Below are 19945 nucleotides of genomic sequence, written 5' to 3' on the forward strand. Positions count from 1 at the left end.
ATTCCAAACTTGATTGATATAGGGACTGCCAGCAGTTCAAAGGAGACAAATAATATTATGAAGAAAAAAATTCTAGTTGTCGATGATGAAAAACCAATTACAGACATTGAAAAATTTAGTTTAACCAAAGAAGGATTTGACGTTGACGTCGCACACGATGGGCAAGAGGCCCTTGATAAGGTTGATAGTAATACACCCGATCTCATTATTCTTGATCTCATGTTGCCAAAGGTCGATGGCTTAGAAGTTGCCAAGGAAGTTCGAAAGACCCACAACATGCCAATTATCATGGTAACCGCCAAGGATTCCGAACTTGATAAGGTGCTCGGACTGGAGCTTGGTGCCGATGACTACGTTACCAAACCATTTTCTAACCGTGAACTTGTTGCCCGGGTTAAGGCCAACTTGAGACGGCAGAATATCACTGGCTCAGCTGGTGAAGGCAAGGACGATAATCACGACATTGAAATTGGAGACCTGGTGATTCATCCCGATTCTTACTCCGTTACTAAACGCGGGAAAGGCGTGGATCTTACCCACCGAGAATTCGAACTTCTTCATTATCTAGCCCAACACATTGGTCAAGTGATGACCAGAGAGCACTTGCTTCAGACGGTTTGGGGCTACGATTACTTCGGTGACGTTCGCACCGTCGACGTGACCGTACGTCGTTTACGAGAAAAAATTGAAGATGATTCAAGTCACCCCAAGTGGTTAGTAACCAGACGTGGGGTTGGTTATTACCTGCGGGATTCCGAAAAGGAAGAATAACCCAAATTGATTAGTTTAGAGGTATTCATGTAATGAAGAAGAAAAGACGTTGGCACTTTTTAAGGTCCATTCATTTTAAGATTGCGTTAGTTTTCGCCTTAATGATGATCATTACCTTGGAAGTAGTGGGTGCCGTTTTTGTGCGTCAACTCGAGTACCAAAATTTGAATACGTTTAAGGACTCCATTCAACTGAAGCCCTACGTTAATACATCCCTTAAAAAGCAGTTAGCCAAAAAGAACCAAACCAAGGCTAATAAGCAGATTCAGACGATCCTTGAAGACGTTGATACCAACAATTCTGATGATATTCTGGTGGTGGATTCCAGAGGAAACATTCGTGGAACCAATCAGAGTAGCGACCAATCGTTAGTGGGGCAAAAAACCACCGACAATGACATCAAGAATGCCTTAAATAACGGTAAAACCATCGAGAAAAACACCTACAGTGATGGGAACCGTTACTACACCATGATTACACCCTTGATTAACAGTCAGGGCAACGAAAACAACATGGAAGGGGTCGTTTACGTTCGTGCTAATCTGAATCCGGTTTACCAAAACATCAACAGTATCACCTTAATCTACCTGTTTGCGGCGATCGTTGCCATCATCTTGGGCTTGCTTTTAACGTTCATCATTTCTCGGGCCATTACGAAGCCAATCGACGCGATGAAGAAGCAGACGGAACAGATTGCTCGCGGAAATTATTCGGGGCACGTTAAGGTCTACGGAAATGACGAGTTGGGTCAACTAGCGAAGGCCGTCAACAACCTGTCAGTGCGGGTTGAAGAGTCTCAAGAGTCAACCGAGTCAGAGCGAAGGCGTCTGGATTCGGTCTTAGATAACATGACCGACGGTGTGGTTGCCACGGATCGTCGCGGAAACGTCATCATCATTAACGATGAGGCACTTAGTTTTCTAGGCGTTAGTAAGCAACAGGTCATCGGTAAGTCCATCCTAGATGTCTTGCATTTACGCGACCGGTTCACCCTTAAAAACTTGATTGAAGACCCAGGACAGGTCAACTTGGATTTTTCTGATCACGACCATAAGCTGATTTTATCAGCTCATTTTTCGTTGATTCAGCGTGAATCCGGCTTTATTAATGGGCTTGTTTGCGTGTTCCATGACATCACCTTGCAACAAAAGATTGATGACGATCGGAAGCAGTTTGTATCCAATGTTTCACACGAACTAAGAACGCCCTTAACCAGTGTTCATTCCTACATTGAAGCCTTGCAGGATGGGGCCTGGAAGGATAAAAAGTTGGCACCCAAATTTTTGAAGGTCACTCAGGACGAGACCGATCGAATGATTCGAATGATCAACGACCTTTTGACACTATCGCGGATGGATTCTGGGACCCAGAAGTATGATACGGAACTAGTTAACATCAACAAGCTCTTTAACTACATCTTGGATCGTTTTGACATGATCATTAAGACCGATGACGATCCGAAAAAGAAGAATTATTCCATTAAACGGGACTTTACTAAGCAGGATCTGTGGGCTGACATCGATACCGACCGTTTTACCCAGGTCATTGATAACATTATGAATAATGCGATCAAATATTCACCAGACGGTGGCGTCATTACCTGTCGGCTGTACGAACAGAACAACCGCATCATCATGAGTATTTCTGATCAGGGACTAGGAATGCCACGAAAAGCCATTAAACACATTTTCGATCGTTTCTATCGAGTCGATAAAGCTCGTTCACGGGCTCAAGGTGGAAGTGGACTTGGGCTCGCAATCTCTAAGGAAATTGTGGAAGCCTTTGGCGGCCATATTTGGGTCGATAGTATTGAAGGAAAGGGTTCAACGTTCTATATTTCACTACCAAACGAACCAGTCGAGGAGGATCTTTGGAATGAAGGAGAAGCTTAAACCTTATATTTTACCGGTTTCACTGTGTATTGCCGTACTAGTCAGTTTGGTGCTCATCGTGGCACTACTGGTCAATCCAGCTCGCTTTGGGAGTCGAATGCATCAGGATAAATCAGCTACGCTTAAAAGCGAAGTTTCTTCGAAGAATCGTTATGATATCTATTCTCCCACCGAGGTTATTACTACCACTAGGAGTGGGAAACAGAAGTCGCTCACAAGTGAGACCACGAGTTTGACCGGTGAAATCGTCAAAAACATCAAGACCTATCAGGTCAAGTCAATCAAAGAGGTCTCAAAGGATAATCAAAAGCGGTATATCGATACCCTTAACTCTGAAAATTCGCTGATGCTGAATTATGGTGGCGAAGTTCCAGTTAATTTGTTAAGTAAGATTTTTAATCACAAGGTGAAAAAGAATGATTTCAACGTTGATCGCATGGTCATTCCACTAAATGACAGTACCCACTTTTACCTGCTAGGCGATGACGGTTACCACGTGTACCAGGTCACCACTAAAAAGCGGAATTTAGCCAAGTTACAGAACATTCTTACTACGAAAGTTCAAAGTGTGGACGTTCAGATGCGGACGTTAAACGATCGCCCGTTTCTCTTCTACCCAAGTCAGGTCAAGATGCGTAATTACGGGTACTTACTCGCAGAACAGTCCCAGACGGCTTACATTAATCGGGTACTAGGTAATACGACGGATACCAGCGTTAAGCACCGAAAGAAGAGTACGACCTACAGTAGTCGGGACCAGTCATTAAACTTTGACAATGAGGACAACGTTATTTATCAGGACTACCAGCAAAGTAAGCGGGGCCACAGTTACGAGGAAGTGTTGAACTCGGCTTATCGCTACGCTACTAAGCTGGGGATTCCACTGGATAATGCTCGTTTTGACAGCTATAATCCGGTCAAAAACACCGTCACTTACCGGACGTTTGTGGAGGGTTATCCCGTCTTCAATCAGAAGCGACTGGGAACGTGTTCGTTTAAGATGGGAAATGGTGGAGCCAATCGTTACGAATTTTCACTTTTAAGTTTTCAAATCCCAATTCCCACGAACGCCGAAAGTACTACCCTTCCAAGTACTGGAACAATCTTAAACCAACTATCCGCTCAGGGAATTGACATGAAGAAGGTCAGATCCATCACCCTTGGTTACCAAGTTGTTCCCGAAAAGAACAATAAGCAGTTAATCACCTTGCAGCCATCATGGTTCGTTAATTACGACGGCACCTGGATTAACTCCCAGTTGATTGGCAATGGGACCGGAAAGGAGAGCTTCTAATGAATTTTAAGCGAATTCAAGAGATCTTCTTGCTGGCTTTCATTATTTTGGACGTCTTCTTGGTCCTAATGATTGTTCAAAACCAAAACATGCAGTCCGAGAACACGAGTCAAAACAGTGCGAACTCCACCATTATCAAAGAGATGCGCAGGGATGAAATTTCCGTTGGGAAGCTCTCAAATAAGCGCTCTAACGGTTACTACATTTCCGCTTCTAATGATGGTAATCTCGCAAATGAGATGGGTAACTTGAAAAATCAGGACGCGCGCTTTGAAAATGGCGCTGTCGTAAGTACGTTGCGGACGCCAATTGACATTGATAATCGGAACCCACAGAACACGCTGGACCCGCTCATGAAAAGAAAGAGTTTTGTGATTAACGGTGAGGATTATGAGTATGACCAAAACCAGTCCAATTCAAGTAAGATTGTCTACATTCAGAAGGCGCTGACGAGTAATTTGATGGACAATAATGCCAGAATCATCTTCTATTTAGATGACGACGGTAATATTAAGAGTTATACGCAAACGGCACTTAATAACATCAAGATTTTACACGAGAGTTCTGAGACCATTTCGGAAGAACGGGCACTGATCTGGCTCTACCAGTACAATGAAATTCCCAACAACTCCAGGGTGCTTTGGACCAGAAGATCATACACTAAATTGTTAAACATTAATAATAATGGGGTCTACATCCCTACTTGGGTCATTGCCATCCAGACCCGCAACTCCAAGGACGTTTCCGTAAGGCGGATTAACGCCTTCACTGGGTCGGTCTTAAAGACCGAAAACGTTCAGGAGAACTTTAAAAATAAAATCACAAGTGGGACAGAAGATAATTAGAAAGCTGGGAATAAGTTGAGCGAAGATCCAATGAAAATCAGTGTATTGTCGAGCGGAAGTGGCGGCAACGTTACTTATATTGAGACGAACCAGCACAAGGTCTTACTTGATGCCGGACTGTCGGGTAAAAAAATTGAGAACCTCATGAATTCAATTGGACGGAGTTTGACCGACGTTGATAAATTATTTGTGACCCATGAACACACCGATCACGCTAAATCGGTGGGTATCTTGGCGAGAAAGTACAACATGCAGGTCTACGCGAACGAGAAGACCTGGAACGCGATGGGTAACAAGATCGGAAAATTTCCGGAGGAACAGAAGTTTATTTTCGATCCCGATACTACCAAATCGTTTGGGGACTTGGACGTTGAAAGTTTCAGTGTGTCCCACGATGCTGCTGACGCTCAGTTCTACAATTTTCACGACGGCGATAAGAGCTTTGTGGTTTTGACTGATACAGGCTACGTCTCTGATCACATTGAAGGAGTCATAAGAGACGCCAACGCGTACGTTCTAGAGTGTAATCATGACGTGGAAATGCTGAGAAACGGCGACTATTCGTGGCCAACCAAGCAACGCATCATGAGTGATGAGGGTCATTTGTCAAATGAAGACGGGGCGGACGCCATGATGAAAATCATCGGACGTGACACCAAGAACATCTTCATCGGGCACCGCAGTCATCATAACAACATGAAGTCACTGGCTCATCTTACCGTCGCTTCCATGCTTGAAAACGAAGACTTTGGGGTTGGTCATGACTTTAATTTGTTTGACACCGATGTTGAAAAACCATCCGATTTAATAACTCTTTGAGAATAATTGATACTTTTTTAAAAACTATTTGATAGAATAATATTAAATGGGGTGTAAATATGAAGAGAACACATCCGCTACTAACAGTTGCCATCGTGGCACTAGTAGCCGGTCTATTGGGCGGTGGAATTGCCTATGGTGGGATTTCGTGGTATAACGGCGGAATGTCTCTAGGAACTCAATCCGTCCCTGCGGGTTCCAATCGTGGCGGAACCGCAAAAGTTGAGAATGTAAGGGTGAATGCCTCTAATCAGGCGGAAAAAGTCTTTAAGGACAACAAGGATACCGTTGTTTCGGTGATTAACACCGAGAAGACCAAGTCCAGTGACTCTGATCCACTTCAGGGTATGTTTGGTGGCGTGTTCGGAGGAAATGGCGGAGACAATGGCGGTCAAGACCAAAAGGATCAGCAACAGATTAGTGAGGGTTCTGGAGTTGTCTACAATAAGGATAACGGCTCAGCGTACATTGTGACCAACAATCACGTGGTGTCTGGTTCGTCCAACCTGGAAGTCATCTTGAGTAACGGCCAGAAAAAGGAAGCTAAGCTAATTGGCCATGATGCCGTAACCGACCTTGCCGTTCTTAAGATTAACGGCGATGGTGTCAATAAGGTGGCTAACTTCGGTAATTCTGACGACATCAAGGTGGGTCAAACCGCCCTTGCGATTGGATCACCACTTGGCTCTGAGTACGCTTCGTCTCTGACTGAGGGAATCATTTCCGCAAAGAAGCGGGAAGTGCCGCAGGCTAGCACCGAGAACGGTCAGCAGAACGCCAGTGCCGGTGACGCTACGGTTATTCAGACCGATGCCGCCATTAATCCCGGAAACTCGGGTGGACCACTCCTAAATAGTGCCGGACAGGTCGTTGGGATTAACTCAATGAAACTGTCGAAGGATAGTTCCGGTACCAGTGTTGAAGGGATGGGTTTTGCCATTCCAAGTAACGAGGTCGTACGGATTATCAACCAGCTCATTAAGAACGGAAAGGTAATTCGTCCCGAACTAGGCATTAAGTACGTGGACCTAGCTAACATCTCGGTTAAGCAACAGAAATCGATTTTAAAGCTTCCTTCAAACGTTACCAATGGAGTTGTAGTAATGGACGTTAGGGGTAGCTCACCAGCCGCTAATGCGGGTCTCAAGAAAAATGACGTGATTACCAAGTTGGCTGGAAAAGACATTACCAATCAGGGTAAGTTGCGTGACATCCTGTATGAGCATAACGTTGGCGACAAGATTTCCGTTATCTATTATCATAATGGACAAATGAAAACGTCTGAGATTACGCTAGATCAGCAAGCAAAACAGCAGTAATTTAAAAAATGTTCGTCGTAGAGTAAATGCGGCGAACATTTTTTGTTTGAAAAGAGTGAACTGACATTCGGATAGCTTAATGCGATAATTGAAGCAATTGTCCGTTTAAAGCCTGAATTTTAGTTGTGATGATTGTAACGATACTTATGAATTCCGTGATAGAGGGATTGACGGTAAACTCCGAACAAAATTGGTTTAAAAAAAATTAATAATCAGAAAATACGTGGTTGGAAATGTCAAGTGGTAAAAGTCTGTGCATAACTTTGGGGATAAACTCATTGTGAAAACACAAAAGCTGTAATTTAGGCTTTAAATGATAGTGGAAAAGTATCGAGAAGTTATCCACAGGCAGTGTGCATAAGTTTATGTAACAAAATTTTATTAAAAAAAGAACGCGATAAACGTTGATATCACAACAACGAAAATTGCGTTAACGAACATATGTCTTGTTTATTTCTGTGGATAAATAAAAATGTTGTTGACAAAATCGAAATATTAACAGGTCTTTAAATTCTCCAGAAACGTGATAGTTTGTGAAGGTGCCTGTGGATAACTTTGTGGATAGTCTGTTTAAAGGAGTCGACTTATGAACATTAAATTGGTGGTAGTTGGAAAATTGAAGGAAAAATACTTCAAAGATGGAATTAATGAGTACGTCAAACGACTTTCTCGTTTTTGCAAGTTTAAGATTGTTCAGGTTCCCGACGAAAAGGCGCCTGAGAACCTTAGTCAAGCGGAAATGGACGAGGTGATGGAGCAAGAAGGAGCCCGAATTTTGGCTAAAATTAAAGACCGCGAGTATGTGATTGCTTTGGCAATTCAAGGCGATGAACTGACCTCTAAAGCCTTTGCGAAGAAAATCAAGGATCTCGCAACGTACGGTCACTCGGACATTACCTTTGTGATTGGTGGGTCGTTGGGACTTGCTCCTAAGGTCTTGAAGCGGGCTAACTTTGAACTGTCATTTGGTCGTTTTACGCTACCGCACCAGCTGATGCGCTTGGTGTTGACCGAACAAATCTATCGGGCTTTCATGATTAATAGCGGGAGTCCGTACCATAAATAGGCTGATTGACTTTGATTAGAAACTAAGATTATAATAATTATGGATTTAAAAGGGAAGAGATGCTGGTATCATCTCTTCCATGTTCGCAAGTTAGGTGCGGTTACTGTGGTGAAGCTAATCAGTTATGATTAGCTTTTTTTATTATTTTATTTGTAAAATATGGATATTTTCTTCAATTACACGTACACGCCGAAAGGATGTTATTAATAATGAAAATTTTAAATTCGCATCGGATGCTGCGTTTTCTGGTTCAAGTTCTAATTACCGCTATTGGAACGGCGATTATCGCTTTGGGAATGACCCTGATGCGAAAGGAAAACCTCGGAATGGACGCCTTTACCGCGTTAAGTGTCGGATTATCGCACCATTTACCGCTTGGCTTGGGTAACATCCAGTTCATCGACTACATGATTCTGTTAGTCATCGTGCTGATTTTGGATTACCATCAGATTGGCTTTGGGACTTTGATTAACATGCTGGTGGGTTACGGGGTTCAGTATTTCACGCTCTGGTTCGGTGCCTACTTGGTGTTCGATAACTTTTGGTTGAAATTGTTGTTTGCTGTCCTTGGATTCCTGATATTCACGGTAGGAATTGCCGTGTACATGTCGGCCAAGTTCGGGGTGTCCTCGTATGACGCGATTGCGCCCATTTTCTCTCAAAGATTGCACATGCCGTACTGGTCAGTGCGGGTGATTCAGGATGTGCTTTTCATGTTTTTGGCGTTCCTCGTCTCTGGTCCAATTGGAATTATGACGGTCATCATTTCGTTGTGTTCGGGTCCATTTGTGGAACTCTGGGGCAGACACCTCCATCTGATTAAATAAAAAACGGTCCGCTGGATTATTCCAACGGACCGTTTAGTTTAACTAATTTTTATTATCATTTGGGTCAACGCTGCAGCTTCCGCCTTCACAGTTAGCACCCTTTTGCTGGTCATCATCGCCACCAACCATTTCAATTGGTTGAAAGCTAGCCCAAGCCTTGTCTAAAGCAGACTTGAAGACTTTTACTGGTTGAGCACCAGAAACGGCGTACTTCTTGTTGAAGATGTAGAACGGAACCCCGTTAATTCCAACTTGTTGAGCGGCGGCTTCGTCAGCTCTGACGTCGTCTTTGAATTTATCACTGTCTAGGACTGATTTGACTTCGTCTTGATTTAAACCAACGCTCATGGCAAGATCAACTAAAACGGAGTTGTCGTCAACGTTTAGACCGTCGGCGAAGTAAGCCTCGAATAACTTGTCCATCAGTTCGGATTCTTTGCCCTTGGTTCCCGCAAAGTGAAGCAAGCGGTGTGCTTTTAAAGTATTAACCACCTTAATCTTTCCGGTATCCATCTTTAAACCAGCTTCGTTTGCCAGTTCGGTGATGGTTGATAGAAACTCGGAAACTTTTTCCCTTGACATCCCCTTTTCCTTACTCATGTGGTCAGCCATGGTTTCTGGTTCACCAGATGCGTTGGGATCAAGTTCAAAACTATTGTAATGAACCTCAACGTCGTCCTTATGGTCAAAATCACTTAGTGCGGACTTGAAGTGGGCTCGTCCGATGTAACAGAATGGACATGCAATATCGGACCAAACTTGGACTTCCATTTTTTTCGTCATTTTAGTACCTCCTACAAATTATCTACTAACTAAAGTATAGTGTTCAACTGAATCAATCACAATCATCTTGCTTAAGAATCACTTATCAATGGCGTTGCTTGTTCCAAGTAACTTATCATTTTTGATTTGTTTTGGATCTTGGTTTTGTTCAGTGGTTTGCTTACTATCACTGTTTTTTGCTTCATTTGGAGTGTTTTGATTTTTATTCTCGGCATGATCCGATGACTTCTTGTCAGAATCGCCATGGACTGATTTGAGAATCTTATTAAGCCAATTCTTCATGTTACTTCCCCCTCATCTACTTCTCACCTTATTATAGTATAGTGAGTTTTGATTGTAATGAAAGTTAACTAATTTATAAAGAATTGTGATAGGCCAACTACGAAGCGGGCTTTTTGCTTGCTTTTGTTTCGGAAATTAAATAGAATTAAAGTACGTATTAGCTTACTTTTTGTGAGTAAAGGGAGAGAGATTAAATGAAAACAGTTGACGTAATTTTAGGTAGTGCCCGATCCAATTCTAGTGGTGCCGGAATTTTTAACTTTTTAAAGAAGAACGCAAAAGAACTTGAGTCTGATAACGAGGTCAAGTTGAACTTTATTGACATTGGTGATTTAGACTTACCAATCTTCAATGAACCACTCCCACCAATGGGTGATCCTGACCGGAAACTAACGGGGGCCCCCAAGAAGTGGATTGATAACATCAAGGCTGGAGACGGTTATCTATTTATTGAACCAGTCTATGACAACGGTCTTTCTGGCGCGTTTAAGAACGCCCTTGATTACATCGGCTTTGAAACGGCTGACAAGCCTGCCCGAATTGTTTCGTATTCTAGCAGTGCCTTGTCTGGGCAAGCTTCCGCTTTAGGCATTCTTCCCACTTTATCCATGTTGGGAATGGTAATGTTGCCACACATGACCATGATTGGTCACATTGACGACAACTTTGAAAAGGATGGCAATTTTGTAAGTAATGCGCCATCAGAAGAATACTATTCCAAACAGTTAAAGGATGCCGTAAGTGACATTGCTTCTTACACCAAACTTTTAGGTAATTAGCACTATAAGTAAATACGTAAAAGGAGCACTTCATTTTTTTGAAGTGCTCCTTTTTTTTATTGAAAAATCATCTGCAGGACGATCAGGATAATCGAGATCAAGAAGACCGCTGTGATTATGTACTTGAAGAGCTTGTTAATCTTATTACTTCCCTCGGGGAAGAGCCACAAGATTAAGATTAAAAGGACGTTTAGACCAATTCCCACCCATGGATTGGGATGAAAAAAGGTTAAGACCATTAGTAACACCAAAATCACGAGTTCAAGTAATTCCTTAAAGACTGTCAATTCAAGTAACCCCCTTTCTGTTTTACTAAAAACACCAAATCCGAGTAGACGTGGAGGTCTCTCAATAGATTTGGTGCACAGGTATGTTTTTAAAATGGCAAAAGAGATTGATTGGTACTTCTCATTACCGAACTAATTATACCATTGCGTTAAAACAAAAGCGAGATTATTTTTAATTATTTTAGATGATTGACAAGTACTGGGGATTAAGGCTGATTTAAACGGTCTAAGTATCAACTAATAATGGATTATCATTAGTCAGTACATTCAACAAAGTTAATTAATTAAGAGCCAAGTTATATTACGTTCGAGGATTTTTCTGATGCGATGATTGTTAAACATGTAACTATTAAAAAGTTAGTTAAAATTTGGCAAAAACGGTTAATTTTCCCAGTGTATCAACACATATCCGCTTTTACAAATTATCAGTCTTTGAACGATTTGACAAAATTTGTGAAACAGTTATCATTATTGACGTACGACTAGGAAACTTTTTCTAGTCGGTTAAAATGCTTGTTATAAATTGCGAAACCCCGTACGATATGGGTGGTTAAATCGTTTAACCATAAGCATGAATAACAATCTTAAGGAGGATTATTATGAAATCTGCAATTGAAGTGAACTCTGAAATTGGGCAGCTGAAGTCTGTCTTAATGCACAGGCCCGGAAAAGAGATTGAAAATGTCATTCCGGATACCATGAAGCAGATGTTGTTTGATGACATTCCGTATCAAAAAATCGCTGACAAAGAGCACGATTATTTCACCAATCTACTCCGTGATCATGGAGTGGAGGTTGTGTACATCGAGGATTTGTTGGAAGACATCTTAAAAAAAGATGACGTAAGGGATGATTTTGAGTCAACTTATCTAAATGAACACTACTACACGGGTAGTTCGGCAGAGGACATCAAGCGCTACTTTGAGAGTCTCTCGATTCACGACCTGGTCAGTACGATTTATGCCGGTCTAAGACGAGACAAGATTCATTTTACTCACCCAAGTTTGCATGATGTGGCCGGGACGAACGCTTTTGATCCCTTCCTGCTGGATCCACTACCAAATGCGTACTTTACCAGGGATCCGCAAGCTTCGATGGGATCTGGTTTAACGATTAACCACATGACTTTTGAGGCGCGGCGTCCGGAGTCACTCATCACGGAGTACGTGATGAAGTATCATCCACGGTTTGCCGGAAAAGTTGACGTTTGGCTGGACCGCTATAATGATGCTCGGATTGAGGGTGGTGACGAACTCGTTTTAAACGATCACGTCATGGCAATTGGTTGTTCGCAACGAACCTCAACTCGTTCGATTGAAAAACTGGCTCACAAACTTTTTGAAGATCCCAAGTCACATTTTGACACAATCGTGGCGGTTCAAATTCCGCATAACCATGCCATGATGCATCTAGATACGGTCTTCACCATGGTCAACTACGACCAATTTACCGTATATCCAGGGATCATGAACGGTGGTAAGATGAATATTAACATCCTTCATCCCGGAAAAAACAATACCATCAACATGAAACATCGTGAAAGTCTGCCGGATACACTCAAGGAAGTTCTTGGATTATCTGAGATTGACATGATGGAGACCGGCGATGGTGATCCAGTTGCCGCTCCACGTGAACAGTGGAACGATGGGTCAAACAACCTGGCAATTGCCCCCGGGGAAGTGGTCACATACGATCGCAACACGGTCACGATTGATGTGATGCGAAAACACGGTATTACTGTTTACGAGATTTTGTCTTCAGAACTATCGCGTGGCCGTGGTGGAGCTCGTTGTATGTCACAACCAATCATTCGTGAACCACTTGATAAAAATAATTAGAGGGGGAGCAAATTAAATGAGTACATTACTAGAGGAATTAAAATCAATGCAAGGACGTTCTTTTTTAAAGGAGTCTGATTTTACGCCAGCCCAGATTGAAGCTTTGATTGATTTTGCCATTAACTTGAAAAACGAACACAAGAAGTATGGCAAGGTGACCAAGTATTTACACGACAAGGACCTGGTGCTCTTGTTTCAAAAGACTTCGACCAGAACCAGACTTTCGTTTGAACTTGGTGGTGACGACTTAGGTGGAAACACGGCCTACATTGATCCAACCTCAAGTCAGTTCGGCAAAAAGGAATCGGTAGAAGACTCCGCGCGAGTCTTTGGCGAACTGGCTGACGGAATTGAGTACCGGGGCTTTGAACAATCCGACATGGAAATCATGGCCAAGTACTCGGGAGTTCCCGTTTGGAACGGTCTTTCAAACGAGTGGCATCCCACTCAAATGATTGCGGACTTCATGACCGTGAAGGAAAATTTTGGTCACTTAAAGGGGCTCACGTTGACCTTTGTTGGTGATGGGCGCAATAACGTGGCTAATTCTTTACTAGTGACCGGTTCGATGCTGGGTGTGAACGTTCACATCGTGGCTCCAGATGAACTGCACCCCGAAAAAGCGGTGGTCGACCTGGCCGAAAAGTACGCCAAGGAATCAGGAGCACACTTCATGATTACCTCTGACATTGACAAGGGGGTCAAAGGCTCAAACATCATCTACACCGATGTCTGGGTGTCAATGGGTGAAAACAACTGGCAACAACGAATTGACCAACTACTACCATACCAAGTCAACATGGACTTAATGAAGAAGACGGGCACCCCTGACGATGAATTGATTTTCATGCACTGTCTACCAGCCTTCCATGACGGCAACACCACCACTGCCAAAGAGGCGGTTAAAAAGTACAAGGGCCTAAATAGTCCCGAAATGGAAGTAACCGACGAGGTCTTTAGAAGTCCTTACGGGCGCCAGTTTGTTGAAGCTGGCAACCGCAAGCACTCGATCATGGCAATTATGGCCGCCACTTTAGGCGACTTAAGTATGTACAACGAAAATTAAATTTTACTAAAGCATAAATAGGATTATCAATGATACAATCATGTCCTAAATTAGGATTTGAGAGGATTGCGTAAATTATATGGGAAATAAAAAGGGAGTTTCATTATTTGGATTAATCATGCTGGTCATTAGTTCCGCGATTGGCGCTGGAATTTATAATGCCAGTGAACAGATTGCGGCAGCGGCCACTCCGGGACCCGCGCTCGTTGCGTGGATTATTACTGGAGTCGGAATTTTTGCACTAGCAATGAGTTTGAAGTCTCTAAGTGAGGATAAACCAGAACTGACTGGAATTTCCGATTTTGCCAGAGATGGATTTGGTGATTTTGCTGGATTTCTATCGGGCTGGGGATACTGGCTATCGGCATGGCTTGGTAACATTGCGTTTGCCACCATGATGATGTCAGCGATCGGTTATTTCTTTCCGGTTTTTCGATCAGGCAACTCAATTCAAGCGGTAATCATTGCGTCGGTATTCACGTGGCTACTCACGTGGTTAGTAACGATGGGGATTGAGAACGCGGCTTTCATCAATACCATTATCACCGTAATAAAAATAATTCCCTTGGTTGCTTTCGCAATCTTAGGAATTGTCTTATTCAAAGCTAACGTTTTCACCGCCCACTTCTGGGCTAATTTTAGTACTAACTTCACGTATAGTCCGGCGACGGCAATGGGGGTATTTGATCAAGTCAAGGGCTGTATCATCACTACCATGTGGATCTTCATTGGGATTGAAGGAGCCACGATGATGGCAGGACGCGCCAAGAAGCGTTCTGATGCGGCCAAGGCGACCATTATTGGCACCATCTCACTCTTGATCATCAACATCGTGATTGCGATGCTACCATATGGCTACTTACCCCAAGCCAAACTAGCTAAGTTGAGTAACCCGGCCCTGACCTATGTTGTTAAAGATATGATTGGACCAATAGGTGCGGCTTTTGTCAGTATCTCACTTATAATCACCATGGTCGGTGCCCTCCTGTCATGGACCATGCTTCCGGTTGAAGCGACGTCACAACTAGCTGATCAGAAGCTACTACCCCGGTGGTTCGGTTACTTAAACAAGCACAATTCACCTTCACACTCATTATGGTTAACTCAGATTTTGGTACAAATTGTTTTGATTTCGTTACTATTTACCGATCAGGCGTACAACCTGGCAATTTCGTTGTGTACGGCAGCGATTGTGATTTGTTACGCGCTGGTTGGTGCCGATCAAATTAAGGCTGGCGTACAGGCTCATTCGGTCAAGAAAATGATGCCGGGAATCCTAGCTCTATTGTTTGAAGTTGTCGGAATCGCAGTGGCGGGACTACAATTCTTGTGGTTATGTTCAATTGCATACGTTCTAGGCTTTGGTTTCTACATCAAGGCAATCAAGAATCAAGGACGTAAAATCACACCCTTTGAATGGATCATGATGGCATTGATAACGATTGCCGCCATTGGGGCGGTCATTGCTCTATTTATGGGAAAGATAGGAGTGTCGTAAATGAAGAGAATCGTGATAGCTCTAGGTGGCAATGCGATTTTAACCGATGATCCAACTGCAAAAGGGCAAAGAGAAGCTTTAAAAAAAACCACGAAAAAAATCGTGAAGTTCGTGCGTAATTCAACTGAGAACCTTCAGTTAGTGATTACTCACGGCAATGGACCGCAGGTTGGAAACTTGTTACTCCAAGAACTAAACGGTAGCACGAAGGAAAATCCGCCAATGCCACTTGACGTGGTTGGAGCGATGACTCAAGGTGAGTTAGGACTGTGGATTGGGGATGCCCTCTCAGACAATGATATGACTAGTTCAACCATTGTCACGCGGGTATTAGTCAATCCCAATGATCCAGCGTTTAAGGATCCAACCAAGCCCATCGGTCCGTTTTACGCGGACGTTAATTCCGTCTTAATGAAACATCCGGACTGGAAATTCGCCGAAGACTCCGGACGCGGATTCAGGCGGGTCGTTCCATCGCCTCATCCCATCAGCATTTTAGAGGCGAAGCAAATTAGCACCCTGGTTGACAGTGGGTTCACTGTCATTGCTGGCGGGGGAGGTGGCGTTCCGGTCGTCATGACCGATGACGGGGACGTCGAAGGCGTGGAAGCCGTGATTGATAAAGACTTTACGGCTTCACTAATCGGACAAATGGTGAACGCCGACCAGTTAATTATCCTGACGGGCATTGACCAGGCGGCCATTAATTTCGGACGGCCTAATCAAAGAGAACTGGGACACGTGTCGCTTGACGAACTGGACATGTATCTAAAACAAGGTCAGTTTGGTAAGGGTTCAATGGAACCCAAGATTCAAGCGGCGATGCAGTTTGTGAAAAACACCGGCAGGGAAGCCGTGATTACGTCATTAGACAACGTTGCCGATTTTGAGGAAAATGGTCGAGCAACGGTCATTAAAAAATAACGACTGAAGAAATCACCCGATGACTATGAACTAGTCTTTGGGTGATTTTTAGTTGTTATTAAGTGATTCAACGGGACTATAACCATTTTTCCAATTTGATATTAGCATTTAAGAACGAAATGTCAAAGATTATTCTTATCTAGTTAGAGGTAATCCAATGTCGTGATTAGTCTTTAAAACAAAAAGTTCCCTTGCAACTATCAAAAATAGTTGCAAGGGAACTTCATGGTACTTGTGGGTCATAACCATCAAATAGAAAGGAGTAGTGCATCTTGTTTGAAAACTACCGCCTACGCGGTACAAACATAGTATATCATACATGATAAAAATGTCTATCCTTATTTATTTTATGTGATTGAATGGTGGCACGATTAACGCTGGCTTTAACATAAACTTCACATGCATATCGCTATTAACGCTTAGTTGAATTTGTTATGCTTTAGACGTATATAGGAGGTTTCAATTATGAAGATTATGATTATTGGTGGAACCGGAAGAGTCGGTTCTGACCTAGTAAAACAATTTCAAAAAAACACTGACGATTCGGTTACCATTGCGGCTCGTCATCCTGAAGAAGTCAAGTTTGTGGACACCGTTGAGGAACGTCCCAAAATTAACACTATGAAGTTTAGCATCGTCGACATGAGTGTTAACGAAATGGCCGACGCAATGAAGGGCTTTGACGCCATCTACTTCACCGCTGGATCTGGTGGACACAACGTGGTCCTAGTTGACAGTTACGGAGCCATCAAGACCATGCAGGCCGCCGAAAAAGCCGGCGTCAAACGTTACATCATGCTCAGTTCAGCCTTTGCGCTTCAACCAGACCAATGGGAAGGAAAGAAACACTACGCCAAGTTGCAGGACTACCAGGCTGCTAAGTTCATGGCCGACCACTGGTTAATTCACGACACCGACCTGAACTACACTATTTTACAGCCGGGCTCCTTGCTTGAGACTCCTGGAACCGGCGAAGTAACCTTTAATGATGACCAACCTGGTTCAAATTCAATCAACGACGTTTCGCAGGTTTTGTTTGACGTTTTAGATAACCAGCATGCCTTTGACAAAGTCATCGTCATGCACAGTGGCGACATGAGTATCGAAACTGCACTTAACAATTTAAAATAGTTAGGGAGAATTAAGATGGCTGTTAAAGATAAAGTAGTTGTAATTACGGGAGCTTCTAGTGGAATTGGTGAAGCGACCGCCAAGTTGTTGGCAAAGAACGGCGCCAAGGTCGTGCTGGGTGCTAGAAGAGAGGACCGCTTACGTGCGATTCAGGAAGATATCGAAGCTGATGGTGGCGTGGCCGCCATTCAGAAGACCGATGTCACCAAACTCGATGAGGTCAGAAACCTGGCGTCCGCTGCGGTTGACCAGTTTGGTCGCATCGACGTTTGGATGAACAATGCGGGTGTGATGCCCCAATCACCACTGATTAAGGGTGACGTCAAGGGTTGGAATCTCATGATTGACGTCAATATCAGGGGTGTTTTGTACGGCATTACCGCTTCCCTTGATACCATGCGTGGTCAAGGTAGCGGTCAGTACATCAACACCGCTTCGGTTGCGGCCCATACTTCTGGAATTAACAGTGGGGTGTACAGTGCCACAAAGGCAGCCGTTAAGATGATTAGTGATTCACTCAGAGAGGAAGAGGCCAAGGCTAAGTCTGGTATTCGGGTAACCATGATTTCACCCGGCGCGGTAGCTACCGAACTGCCCAATCACATCACCGATCCGGACATCAAGAAGCAGTTTGAGTCATACGACTTGACGCCGCTTAGTCCCAAACGGATTGCGCAATCCATCCTGTACGCCATTGACATGCCAAAGGACGCTTCGGTCAACGAAATCGTGATTCGACCAACCGATCAGGTTTAGGACTGATGCATATGAAACTAGATGTATCGAAACATGTCTTAAGGGATGGTTCGTTTTTAATCATCGCCATCCTGTCAATCATGCAGTTTGCGCGCTACGTCTACACCCAGGAGTATCTGCGTTCGGCTAAGTACCTGGTGCTGTTTTTGATCACCGTCTTAATGTATGGACTAGTTCCAGATCAGGTCCTGCAGTCGATTGTCAATCTGATTATGATTGGGTTGCTCCTGATTTTTACGTGGTACGACGAACGCATTGATAAACGACGAGAAAAGAAATAAATTAATTAGACTAGTTGTTGGTTTTAACCGATAATTAGTCTTTTTTTACGGGAAAATTAACCAATCCGTGAACCATTTCCGCGATGAAGGTTGAAATTGTTAATGTTTAATACTATTATTATAAAAAACAGGTTGTTCGAATTTTGTTATCTGACAATATCCGAACATTGCATATAAAATGGAGGAGAAAGTTCGATGAATTACTATCTAATCATTAACATCATTGGGGTCGCTGTGTTCCTCGGAATTGCCTTTTTGTTTTCTAAGGATCACAAGCACGTCAACTGGCGATCGGTCATTGTCGTTTTAGTCTTAAACCTAGTCATCGCGTTTCTCCTTACTCGCTTTAGTTGGGGTCGAGATGCCGTCAAGGGTGCCGCTGAAGGATTCAACTGGATTGTCCAGGTTGCCTACACTGGGATTGCCTTCGCACTTCCCAACTGGGTGCACGTCAAACAGATGAACTTTGTTACTTCAGCACTGCTTCCAATCCTAATGATTGTTCCGTTATTTGATATCCTTACATACTTTGGGATTTTGCCATTTATCATTAAATGGATCGGAATTGCGTTATCAAAGGTTACAGGACAACCAAAGTTTGAGTCATTTTACGCCGTTGAAATGATGTTCCTGGGAAACACGGAAGCCCTAGCTGTTTCTAGTCTGCAACTTAAGAAATTATCCAGTGAACGACTCTTGACGGTTGCCATGATGTCGATGTCGTGTATCACCGCTGCGATCGTTGGTTCGTACACCCAGATGATTCCGGGGCAATACGTCTTAACCGCGATTCCGCTTAACATCTTGAACGCCATCATCGTGACATCACTACTGAACCCCGTTCACGTTACGCCTGAAGAAGACACAATTGCGACGATGACGGAACCTTCAGAGCAGGTTGCTGAAGAAACGGTTGCTGATAAGCCGGAAAAACCCAAGAAAGAACCGTTCTTCTCATTTTTGGGTGATTCAATCTTAGGTGCCGGTAAGTTGGTCTTAATCATCGCTGCCAACGTCATTGCCTTCGTGGCCCTTGCTAACTTAATTAGTAAGTTACTAGGACTCATTAATCCTTGGTTGTCACTTCAACACTTACTTGGAATCGTAATGTTCCCATTTGCATGGCTGATGGGGATGGACGTTAACCACGCCTTCCAGTTTGCTCAATACATGGGAACCAAGTTAGTGACCAACGAATTCGTGGTCATGGGTGCCATTGCTCCCCATATCAACAACTTACACATCTTTCCGGCTCACTACCAAGCCCAACTCTGTGTCTTCTTGACTTCCTTTGCTAACTTCAGTACCGTTGGCATGGTCATTGGATGCTTGAAGGGCTTAGTCAGCCGTGAAAAGAACGACGTTATTTCCAGAAATGTTGGATACTTAATCCTATCCGGAATCTTGGTATCACTACTCTCGGCTGGAATTGTTGGATTATTCGTCTGGTAATCATAAAATTAAATTTATAACACTTCTGATTTAAT

General features: G+C 43.4%; 20 protein-coding genes. 17 read left to right on the forward strand and 3 right to left on the reverse strand.

Annotated elements, in window-relative coordinates:
* The first annotated feature begins 57 nt into the window (after nt 1–57).
* From yycF to AC6UDA_RS00640, 8 genes are all read left to right on the forward strand, one after another.
* Nucleotides 58–771, forward strand: coding sequence for a response regulator YycF (yycF, locus tag AC6UDA_RS00605; RefSeq protein WP_039143559.1), 714 nt, complete (start codon nt 58–60; stop codon nt 769–771).
* Between the two features lie 32 nt (nt 772–803).
* Nucleotides 804–2663 carry a cell wall metabolism sensor histidine kinase WalK gene (gene walK, locus AC6UDA_RS00610; RefSeq protein WP_500710385.1) on the forward strand — a complete coding sequence of 620 codons (1860 nt, stop codon included), beginning with the start codon at nt 804–806 and terminating at the stop codon, nt 2661–2663.
* Nucleotides 2647–3957 carry a YycH family regulatory protein gene (locus AC6UDA_RS00615; RefSeq protein WP_500696263.1) on the forward strand — a complete coding sequence of 437 codons (1311 nt, stop codon included), beginning with the start codon at nt 2647–2649 and terminating at the stop codon, nt 3955–3957. Before walK ends, AC6UDA_RS00615 begins: the two co-directional genes overlap by 17 nt.
* Complete coding sequence (locus AC6UDA_RS00620) at nt 3957–4802, forward strand: two-component system regulatory protein YycI (protein ID WP_500707516.1); 846 nt, start codon at nt 3957–3959, stop codon at nt 4800–4802. The genes AC6UDA_RS00615 and AC6UDA_RS00620 overlap by 1 nt, the downstream gene beginning before the upstream one ends.
* A 30-nt stretch (nt 4803–4832) precedes the next feature.
* Nucleotides 4833–5621, forward strand: a complete 789-nt coding sequence (locus tag AC6UDA_RS00625) for an MBL fold metallo-hydrolase (RefSeq protein ID WP_500708066.1) — start codon at nt 4833–4835, stop codon at nt 5619–5621.
* 59 nt (nt 5622–5680) lie between these two features.
* Nucleotides 5681–6940 (forward strand): S1C family serine protease, encoded by a 1260-nt coding sequence (locus AC6UDA_RS00630; RefSeq protein WP_500707988.1) that lies wholly within the window; start codon nt 5681–5683, stop codon nt 6938–6940.
* A 586-nt stretch (nt 6941–7526) separates the two neighbouring features.
* A complete protein-coding gene (gene rlmH, locus AC6UDA_RS00635) occupies nt 7527–8006 on the forward strand; it encodes a 23S rRNA (pseudouridine(1915)-N(3))-methyltransferase RlmH (protein ID WP_500707989.1) in 480 nt (159 codons plus the stop codon).
* A gap of 209 nt (nt 8007–8215) precedes the next feature.
* The gene (locus AC6UDA_RS00640) at nt 8216–8833 is read left to right on the forward strand and encodes a YczE/YyaS/YitT family protein (RefSeq protein WP_500707991.1); all 618 of its coding nucleotides are present in this window, start codon (nt 8216–8218) and stop codon (nt 8831–8833) included.
* 42 nt (nt 8834–8875) lie between these two features.
* Here the strand turns inward: AC6UDA_RS00640 and AC6UDA_RS00645 are convergent, their stop codons facing one another.
* On the reverse strand, nt 8876–9616 hold the full coding sequence (locus AC6UDA_RS00645) for a DsbA family oxidoreductase (protein WP_500707992.1): 741 nt from the start codon (nt 9614–9616) through the stop codon (nt 8876–8878).
* A gap of 78 nt (nt 9617–9694) precedes the next feature.
* Nucleotides 9695–9898, reverse strand: coding sequence for a hypothetical protein (locus AC6UDA_RS00650; protein ID WP_500694184.1), 204 nt, complete (start codon nt 9896–9898; stop codon nt 9695–9697).
* 194 nt (nt 9899–10092) lie between these two features.
* Here AC6UDA_RS00650 and AC6UDA_RS00655 point away from each other — a divergent pair, with 194 nt between their 5' ends.
* On the forward strand, nt 10093–10677 hold the full coding sequence (locus AC6UDA_RS00655) for an NADPH-dependent FMN reductase (RefSeq protein WP_500706091.1): 585 nt from the start codon (nt 10093–10095) through the stop codon (nt 10675–10677).
* 56 nt (nt 10678–10733) lie between these two features.
* On the opposite strand, the gene AC6UDA_RS00660 is transcribed toward AC6UDA_RS00655, so the two are convergent.
* Nucleotides 10734–10964, reverse strand: coding sequence for a hypothetical protein (locus AC6UDA_RS00660; protein WP_500694182.1), 231 nt, complete (start codon nt 10962–10964; stop codon nt 10734–10736).
* Between the two features lie 599 nt (nt 10965–11563).
* Between AC6UDA_RS00660 and AC6UDA_RS00665 the strand changes: the two genes are divergently transcribed.
* From AC6UDA_RS00665 to AC6UDA_RS00700, 8 genes are all read left to right on the forward strand, one after another.
* A complete protein-coding gene (locus AC6UDA_RS00665; RefSeq protein WP_500710387.1) occupies nt 11564–12802 on the forward strand; it encodes an arginine deiminase in 1239 nt (412 codons plus the stop codon).
* 16 nt (nt 12803–12818) lie between these two features.
* Entirely contained in the window at nt 12819–13868 is a 1050-nt protein-coding gene (gene argF / locus AC6UDA_RS00670) for an ornithine carbamoyltransferase (RefSeq protein ID WP_500710390.1), read from the forward strand.
* A gap of 79 nt (nt 13869–13947) precedes the next feature.
* A complete protein-coding gene (locus tag AC6UDA_RS00675; protein ID WP_500707994.1) occupies nt 13948–15366 on the forward strand; it encodes a basic amino acid/polyamine antiporter in 1419 nt (472 codons plus the stop codon).
* Nucleotides 15367–16290 carry a carbamate kinase gene (arcC, locus tag AC6UDA_RS00680; RefSeq protein ID WP_500707995.1) on the forward strand — a complete coding sequence of 308 codons (924 nt, stop codon included), beginning with the start codon at nt 15367–15369 and terminating at the stop codon, nt 16288–16290.
* A gap of 465 nt (nt 16291–16755) precedes the next feature.
* Nucleotides 16756–17421: an SDR family oxidoreductase gene (locus tag AC6UDA_RS00685; protein WP_500696275.1), complete on the forward strand. Its 666-nt coding sequence runs from the start codon at nt 16756–16758 to the stop codon at nt 17419–17421.
* A gap of 15 nt (nt 17422–17436) precedes the next feature.
* Nucleotides 17437–18177, forward strand: a complete 741-nt coding sequence (locus tag AC6UDA_RS00690; RefSeq protein ID WP_500694176.1) for an SDR family oxidoreductase — start codon at nt 17437–17439, stop codon at nt 18175–18177.
* Between the two features lie 11 nt (nt 18178–18188).
* Nucleotides 18189–18458, forward strand: coding sequence for a hypothetical protein (locus tag AC6UDA_RS00695; RefSeq protein ID WP_500695971.1), 270 nt, complete (start codon nt 18189–18191; stop codon nt 18456–18458).
* 195 nt (nt 18459–18653) lie between these two features.
* Nucleotides 18654–19910 (forward strand): NupC/NupG family nucleoside CNT transporter, encoded by a 1257-nt coding sequence (locus tag AC6UDA_RS00700; RefSeq protein ID WP_500695972.1) that lies wholly within the window; start codon nt 18654–18656, stop codon nt 19908–19910.
* Nucleotides 19911–19945: the final 35 nt, after the last annotated feature.

This window comes from Fructilactobacillus sp. X8R4C1, from assembly GCF_059900905.1.

Excerpts from the sequence above, each read along its gene's own strand:
- yycF (WP_039143559.1), top strand. The coding sequence starts at position 58 with ATGAAGAAAAAAATTCTAGTTGTCGATGATGAAAAACCAATTACAGAC.
- walK (WP_500710385.1), top strand. The coding sequence starts at position 804 with ATGAAGAAGAAAAGACGTTGGCACTTTTTAAGGTCCATTCATTTTAAG.
- AC6UDA_RS00615 (WP_500696263.1), top strand. The coding sequence starts at position 2,647 with ATGAAGGAGAAGCTTAAACCTTATATTTTACCGGTTTCACTGTGTATT.
- AC6UDA_RS00620 (WP_500707516.1), top strand. The coding sequence starts at position 3,957 with ATGAATTTTAAGCGAATTCAAGAGATCTTCTTGCTGGCTTTCATTATT.
- AC6UDA_RS00625 (WP_500708066.1), top strand. The coding sequence starts at position 4,833 with ATGAAAATCAGTGTATTGTCGAGCGGAAGTGGCGGCAACGTTACTTAT.
- AC6UDA_RS00630 (WP_500707988.1), top strand. The coding sequence starts at position 5,681 with ATGAAGAGAACACATCCGCTACTAACAGTTGCCATCGTGGCACTAGTA.
- rlmH (WP_500707989.1), top strand. The coding sequence starts at position 7,527 with ATGAACATTAAATTGGTGGTAGTTGGAAAATTGAAGGAAAAATACTTC.
- AC6UDA_RS00640 (WP_500707991.1), top strand. The coding sequence starts at position 8,216 with ATGAAAATTTTAAATTCGCATCGGATGCTGCGTTTTCTGGTTCAAGTT.
- AC6UDA_RS00645 (WP_500707992.1), bottom strand. The coding sequence starts at position 9,616 with ATGACGAAAAAAATGGAAGTCCAAGTTTGGTCCGATATTGCATGTCCA.
- AC6UDA_RS00650 (WP_500694184.1), bottom strand. The coding sequence starts at position 9,898 with ATGAAGAATTGGCTTAATAAGATTCTCAAATCAGTCCATGGCGATTCT.
- AC6UDA_RS00655 (WP_500706091.1), top strand. The coding sequence starts at position 10,093 with ATGAAAACAGTTGACGTAATTTTAGGTAGTGCCCGATCCAATTCTAGT.
- AC6UDA_RS00665 (WP_500710387.1), top strand. The coding sequence starts at position 11,564 with ATGAAATCTGCAATTGAAGTGAACTCTGAAATTGGGCAGCTGAAGTCT.
- argF (WP_500710390.1), top strand. The coding sequence starts at position 12,819 with ATGAGTACATTACTAGAGGAATTAAAATCAATGCAAGGACGTTCTTTT.
- AC6UDA_RS00675 (WP_500707994.1), top strand. The coding sequence starts at position 13,948 with ATGGGAAATAAAAAGGGAGTTTCATTATTTGGATTAATCATGCTGGTC.
- arcC (WP_500707995.1), top strand. The coding sequence starts at position 15,367 with ATGAAGAGAATCGTGATAGCTCTAGGTGGCAATGCGATTTTAACCGAT.
- AC6UDA_RS00685 (WP_500696275.1), top strand. The coding sequence starts at position 16,756 with ATGAAGATTATGATTATTGGTGGAACCGGAAGAGTCGGTTCTGACCTA.
- AC6UDA_RS00690 (WP_500694176.1), top strand. The coding sequence starts at position 17,437 with ATGGCTGTTAAAGATAAAGTAGTTGTAATTACGGGAGCTTCTAGTGGA.
- AC6UDA_RS00695 (WP_500695971.1), top strand. The coding sequence starts at position 18,189 with ATGAAACTAGATGTATCGAAACATGTCTTAAGGGATGGTTCGTTTTTA.
- AC6UDA_RS00700 (WP_500695972.1), top strand. The coding sequence starts at position 18,654 with ATGAATTACTATCTAATCATTAACATCATTGGGGTCGCTGTGTTCCTC.